We start from the raw sequence: 5,982 nt of genomic DNA, 5'->3' as shown, positions 1-5,982 counted from the left end.
CGCGCCCGGAGCGCGGCGATCTCGGCGTCCAGCGCCCCCGGGTCCTCGATCACGGCGAGCGCGAGCGGGATGCCGATCTGCGGTGCCGCGAGCCCGACGCCCGGCGCGTCGTGCATGGTCCGCCGCATCAGCTCGATGAGCGCGCGGAACGTCTCGGGTTCGAGCTGCCCGCGGTAGCGCGCCGCACGGGCCCGCAGCACCGGGTGCCCGGCCTGCACGATGGGTGCGGGATCCGGACCGGCGAGGAGCTCTTCGACGTGCTCCTGGAGGCTGGTCACAGCGCCAGGCGCACGCGAACAACACCGGCGAGCGACTCCGCGATGCGCTCGGCGTGCTCCACGCTCGCGGCCTCGACCATGACCCGCACGAGCGGTTCGGTGCCCGACGAGCGCAGCAGCACCCGCCCCGTCTCACCGAGCTCGGCCTCGGCGACCGCCACCGCCTCGAGCAGCCCCTCGTCACTCGCCGAGCGGGCCCGGTCGACGTTCTTCACGTTGACGAGCACCTGCGGGAGGCGGTCGACGATGCTCGCGAGCTCGGCAAGCTTCTGACCGGTCGACGCGACGCGCGCGGCGACGTGCAGCGCGGTCAGAATGCCGTCGCCCGTGGTGGAGTGCGCGCCCATGATGACGTGGCCCGAGTTCTCCCCGCCGAGCGAGTACCCCCCGCCTCGCATCTCCTCGAGCACGTACCGGTCGCCGACGCCGGCCTCGATCATCGTGATCCCGGCGGCCTTCATCGCCAGCTTCAGCCCGAGGTTGCTCATCACGGTCGCGACGAGCGTGTCGTGGGCGAGCGTCCCGGCCTCCTTCATCGCGACGGCAAGCAGCCCCATGATCTGGTCACCGTCCACCATCGCACCGGTGTGGTCGACCGCGAGGCAGCGGTCGGCGTCGCCGTCGAACGCCACCCCCAGGTCGGCGCCCGAGGCGACGACGACGGCCTGGAGCTGCTCGGGGTGCGTCGAACCGCACTTCTCGTTGATGTTGCGACCGTCGGGCGAGGCGTTGATGACCACGACGTCGGCGCCCGCGGCGCGCAGCGCGGCCGGTCCGGCATCGCTCGCGGCACCGTTGGCGCAGTCGACGGCGATCCGCAGCCCCTCCAGGCTCGTGGAGATCGTGCCGACGAGGTGCTCGACGTACTCCGCACCCGCGTGCCCGGTGTCCATCGTGATCCGGCCGACGCCGGCCCCGGTCGGGCGGTCCCAGGGCTCGTTGAGCCGCGCCTCGATCGCGTCCTCGACGGCGTCGTCGAGCTTGACCCCACCGAGCGTGAAGAACTTGATGCCGTTGTCGGGCATCGGGTTGTGCGAGGCAGAGAGCACGACGCCGAGGTCGGCACCGAGCTTGCCGGTCAGGTACGCGACGGCGGGGGTGGGCAGCACCCCGACGTTCAGGACGTCGACCCCGGCGCTCGCCAGGCCGGCCGCGGTGGCCGCGGACAGGAACTCGCCGGAGGCACGGGTGTCGCGGCCGATGACGGCCCGCGGCCGGCGCTCGCGGACCGCGCTGGTCGAGACGAGCACGTGGGCCGCGGCGACCGCGAGGTCGAGCGCGAGCTCGGCCGTCACGTCCCGGTTGGCAAGGCCTCGTACCCCGTCGGTACCGAACAGCTGTCCCATCAGATATCCCTCTCGTCCTGCCACGACTCTGCCACGCACCCTCGCGCGTGCCCATGCGACCTCAAAGACCAATGGCCCCGATGGGGTGTCCATCGGGGCCATCGAACAGCGCGGAACGGATCAGCGCTTGGAGTACTGCGGGGCCTTGCGTGCCTTCTTGAGACCGGCCTTCTTGCGCTCCACGACGCGAGCGTCGCGGGTGAGGAAGCCGGCCTTCTTCAGGGCCGCACGGTTGTGCTCCTCGTCGATCAGGTTCAGCGCGCGCGAGATGGCGAGGCGCAGCGCGCCCGCCTGGCCCGAGACGCCGCCACCAGTGATCTTGGCGACCATGTCGAAGCGGCCCTCGACGTCGACCAGCTTCAGCGGGGAGTTCACCAGCTGCTGGTGCACCTTGTTCGGGAAGTACTCCTCCAGGGTGCGGCCGTTGACCTTCCACGTGCCGGTGCCGGGCACCAGTCGCACGCGAGCGATCGCCTCCTTGCGACGGCCGAGGGCCGCGCCGGGAGCGGTCAGGCTCTGGCCACGGCCGGCAGGGGCCGTCGTCTCAGAGGTGTAGGTGGTGGGCGCTTCGTCGCCCTCAACGTCGATGTCGACGGTGGTCTCGGCCACTGGTGGTGTCCTCGCGTTCTGTGTTGTGAACTACTCGCCGCAGGCCTGCGGCCTACTGCGAAACCTGGGTGATGTTGAACGGCGTCGGCTGCTGGGCACCGTGGGGGTGCACCGAGCCGGTGTAGACCTTGAGCTTGGTGATCTGGCCGGCGGCGAGCGAGTTCTTGGGGAGCATGCCGCGGACGGCCTTCTCCACAGCGCGCTCGGGACGCTTCGCGAGCAGCTCGCCATAGGTGGTCGAGGTCAGACCGCCCGGGAAGCCAGAGTGCCGGTAGGCAATCTTGCCTTCCCGCTTGTTGCCCGTCAGGGCGACCTTGTCGGCATTGATGACGATGACGAAGTCACCGTTGTCAATGTGAGGAGCGAATGTGGCCTTGTGCTTGCCGCGCAGCAACGTGGCCACGTGGGTAGCCAGACGGCCGAGGACGACATCGGTTGCGTCGATGACGTACCAGACTCGCTCGACGTCTCCGGGCTTCGGGGTGTACGTGCGCACGGTCGTAGCCTTCGTTTCGATAGCTGAATGTGTTCACTTCCGACGCGACCGCCTAGGGCGGTCGGACAAGAAGTGCTCGGTGAGCGCATCACCCGCGTGCAGCCCGGAATGTCAACACCGGCCCGCTGGGGACGCACAACGACACATCAGAGTAGCCGCAGCCCCGCGAAGGGTCAAAACGTGCTCAGCGGGCGCGGTTCACGCGGCCCGAGTCCCACACCGGCTCGGGCGTCTCGACGACCTCGCCGTCGGCTCCGAAGACCAGGAAACGGTCGAATCCGCGCGCGAACCAGCGGTCGTGCGTGACGGCCACGACCGTGCCCTCGAACGCCGCCAGGCCCACCTCGAGCGCCTCCGCGGAGTGCAGGTCGAGGTTGTCGGTCGGCTCGTCGAGCAGCAGCAGGGTGGCCCCGGACAGCTCGAGGAGCAGGATCTGGAACCGGGCCTGCTGGCCGCCGGAGAGCGTCTGGTAGGACTGCTCGGCGGCCGCGACGAGCTCGTAGCGGTCCAGCGCCTTGCTCGCCGGCTCGCGGCCCATGCCAGAGCGGTGCGCATCGCCCCGGTGCAGGATCTCCAGCAGCGTGCGCCCGACCAGCTCGGGGTGCGCGTGGTTCTGCGCGAACCAGCCGGGACGCACCCGCGAGCCGAGTACGACCTTGCCGTTGTGCTCGACGGCGACGATCTCGGCGTCGTCGACCGGCGCGTGCTCGGGGTCCGGGTCGGACCCGCCCGCGGCCAGCAGCCGCAGGAAGTGGGACTTGCCCGAGCCGTTCGACCCGAGCACCGCGATGCGCTCTCCGAACCACACCTCGAGCTCGAACGGCTTCATCAGCCCGGTCAGCTCGAGGCTCGTGGCGACGACGGCGCGCTTGGCCGTACGGCCCCCGCGCAGGCGCACCAGGACCCGCTGCTCGGGCGCCATCACCTGCGGCGGGCCGGCCTCCTCGAACTTGCGCAACCGGGTCTGGGCCGCGGAGTACCGCGAGGCGAGCCCGTCGTTGAACGTCGCCTTGGTCTTCAGAGTCAGCACCAGGTCCTTGAGCTTCGCGTGCTCCTCGTCCCACCGCCGAAGGTGCTCGTCGAGCCGCGAGCGCCGGTCCTCGCGGGCCTGCGGGTAGGTCCCGAAGCGGCCGGGGTGCACCCAGATCGTCGACCCGGCAGACATGGGCTCGACGCTCGCGATCGCCGTCGCCGTCTGGGCGAGCAGCTCACGGTCGTGGCTCACGTACAGCACGGTCTTGGGCGACGCGGCGAGCTGAGCCTCGAGCCAGCGCTTGGTCGGCACGTCGAGGTAGTTGTCCGGCTCGTCGAGCAGGAGCACCTCCTCGGGCCCGCGCAGCAGCGCCTCGAGGACCAGCCGCTTCTGCTCGCCGCCGGACAGCGTGCGCACCTCGCGCCACTGCGCCGTCTCGAACGGGATCGACAGCACGGCGTCGGTCACCTTGTCCCAGCCGGTCTCGGCCTCGTAGCCGCCGACGTCGGCCCAGTCGATGAGGGCGGTCGCGTACCGCATCTGCGCGGGCTCGTCGTCGACGGTCATGATGCCCAGCTCGGCGCCCGCAAGCTCGACGGCGGCGTCCCGCACCGCTGCCGGGGCGAGGGAGGCGAGCAGCTCGCGGATCGAGCGCTCGTCGTCGATGCGGCCCACGAACTGGCGCATCACGGCGAGCCCGCCGCTGCGCACGACGGTGCCGGCGTGCGGCTCGAGGTCGCCCGCGACGATCCGCAGCAGCGTCGTCTTGCCCGCGCCGTTCGGGCCGACCAGGGCGACCTTCGCGCCGTCGCCGACGCGCAGGTCGACCGCGTCCAGCAGCGGCCGCCCGTCGGGAAGGAAGTAGCTGACCCCGGTGATGTCGACGTGTCCCACCCCGCAAGTGTGCGGCGCGCGGACGGCGGTCCTTGCATCTTTTGCCTCTGGCGCACGCCGGGCTCCGGTGTGATGGTGGTGGCATGAGCAGAGACACCAGTGGCACCAGCGCCGATCCGGAGACCGGGTCCGAGGGCGATTCCGACCAGCTTCCGCTCGAGGACACGCTGCTCGAGCGTGGCGTCGGTGACCTGTTGGACGAGGGGTACTCCCCGCCGGAACGTCCGCGGAGCAACCACTTCGGCGAGACCGCGTGGGAGGAAGCGCGCGGCGAGACCCTCGACCAGCGGCTGAGCGAGGAGGAGCCCGAATCCTGGGAGGCACCCGAGCGCGGCAAGCGTCAGCCCGACCGCGCGGGCCGCCTGGTCGAGGACGACAACGCCCTGGAAGGCCACCGCCGGAACGACACCTTCGCCGACGACGTCGGCGTGGCCGGCGGCGCCGCGACCGCCGAAGAAGCCGCCATGCACATCATCACGGACCGCCGCCGCTAAACCCCTGCGGGACGCGGTGGTTGCGGGTCAGGTGGGCCCGGGCGGCCAGCTCGGCGTCGTCGGGGTAGGTGACCTGTTCCAGCGTGAGGCCTACCGGGGAGGCGACGCCGGCGGCCGGTTCTCGCAGGCCTGCGGCGAGCACCGCGGCCGGCCAGGCCCGGGGGCGGCGGCCCTCGCCGACCGCGAGCGAGGCGCCGACGAGCGCGCGGACCATGTTGTGGCAGAACGCGTCGGCCTGGACCGTCGCGAGGACGAGACCGGCGTCGGCCCCAGAGGTCGGGCGCTCCCAGTCGAAGATCTCCAGCGTGCGAATCGTGGTCGCCCCCTCGCGCGGCTTGCTGAATGCCGCGAAGTCGTGCTGCCCGACGAGCGGGCGGGCGGCGTCGTGCATCGCGGCGACGTCGAGCGGGCGGCGATGCCAGAGCACGAACATTCGGCGCAGCGGGTCGCGCAGCGTCGGGTCGTCCGCGATCCGGTAGGCGTAGCGGCGCCGCAGCGGAGAGAACCGGGCGTCGAACCCGGGCGGCGCGAGTTCGGCGGTGTGCACGACGACGTCCCGCGGCAGCAGTCCGCCGAGGCGCGCGACGAGCGCCTCCCCCGCGGTCCGGCGCGACAGCCCGCTCAGGGCACCCCAGGCGGCCTCCTCGACGTCGACATGGGCGACCTGGCCGCGCGCATGCACGCCCGCGTCGGTGCGACCCGCAACGGTCACCCTGGGCGCCGCACTCGCGCGCAGGACGACGGTGAGCGCTTCGCGGAGCAGGCCCTCCACGGTGCGCAGCCCCGGCTGGCGGGCCCACCCCGCGAAGTCCGTGCCGTCGTAGGAGAAGTCGAGACGGATGCGCAGCACCCACCCAACCTAATCGCCCCCACCGCCGCCGACCCCCAACGT

7 protein-coding genes are annotated in these 5,982 nt (G+C 71.7%); 1 reads left to right on the top strand and 6 read right to left on the bottom strand.

All coding sequences use genetic code 11. The annotated features are described in order from the left end of the window. From VIM26_RS16870 to VIM26_RS16850, 5 genes are all read right to left on the bottom strand, one after another. A partial coding sequence (locus tag VIM26_RS16870) for a peptide deformylase (RefSeq protein ID WP_331953260.1) occupies positions 1-278 on the bottom strand: 278 nt, incomplete at its 3' end. After that, positions 275-1,624 (bottom strand): phosphoglucosamine mutase, encoded by a 1,350-nt coding sequence (gene glmM, locus VIM26_RS16865; RefSeq protein WP_331953258.1) that lies wholly within the window; start codon positions 1,622-1,624, stop codon positions 275-277. The genes glmM and VIM26_RS16870, both read right to left, overlap by 4 nt. 120 nt (positions 1,625-1,744) lie before the next feature. After that, positions 1,745-2,233, bottom strand: a complete 489-nt coding sequence (gene rpsI / locus VIM26_RS16860; RefSeq protein ID WP_331953256.1) for a 30S ribosomal protein S9 — start codon at positions 2,231-2,233, stop codon at positions 1,745-1,747. A 52-nt stretch (positions 2,234-2,285) separates the two neighbouring features. Continuing rightward, complete coding sequence (gene rplM / locus VIM26_RS16855; protein WP_331953254.1) at positions 2,286-2,729, bottom strand: 50S ribosomal protein L13; 444 nt, start codon at positions 2,727-2,729, stop codon at positions 2,286-2,288. A gap of 184 nt (positions 2,730-2,913) precedes the next feature. Continuing rightward, on the bottom strand, positions 2,914-4,596 hold the full coding sequence (locus VIM26_RS16850) for an ABC-F family ATP-binding cassette domain-containing protein (RefSeq protein ID WP_331953252.1): 1,683 nt from the start codon (positions 4,594-4,596) through the stop codon (positions 2,914-2,916). An 83-nt stretch (positions 4,597-4,679) separates the two neighbouring features. Here VIM26_RS16850 and VIM26_RS16845 point away from each other — a divergent pair, with 83 nt between their 5' ends. Continuing rightward, positions 4,680-5,090: a DUF5709 domain-containing protein gene (locus VIM26_RS16845; RefSeq protein WP_331953250.1), complete on the top strand. Its 411-nt coding sequence runs from the start codon at positions 4,680-4,682 to the stop codon at positions 5,088-5,090. Here VIM26_RS16845 and truA read toward each other — a convergent pair. Continuing rightward, entirely contained in the window at positions 5,071-5,940 is an 870-nt protein-coding gene (gene truA / locus VIM26_RS16840) for a tRNA pseudouridine(38-40) synthase TruA (RefSeq protein ID WP_331953248.1), read from the bottom strand. The genes VIM26_RS16845 and truA overlap by 20 nt on opposite strands. Positions 5,941-5,982: the final 42 nt, after the last annotated feature.

The organism is Pengzhenrongella sp., from assembly GCF_036565025.1.
Classification (GTDB): Bacteria; Actinomycetota; Actinomycetes; order Actinomycetales; family Cellulomonadaceae; genus Pengzhenrongella.
This window is presented reverse-complemented; position numbering and strand designations above follow the sequence as displayed.

Bases quoted from the DNA above. Each gene is read 5' to 3' on its own strand.
- glmM (WP_331953258.1), bottom strand. From the start codon at position 1,624: ATGGGACAGCTGTTCGGTACCGACGGGGTACGAGGCCTTGCCAACCGG.
- VIM26_RS16845 (WP_331953250.1), top strand. From the start codon at position 4,680: ATGAGCAGAGACACCAGTGGCACCAGCGCCGATCCGGAGACCGGGTCC.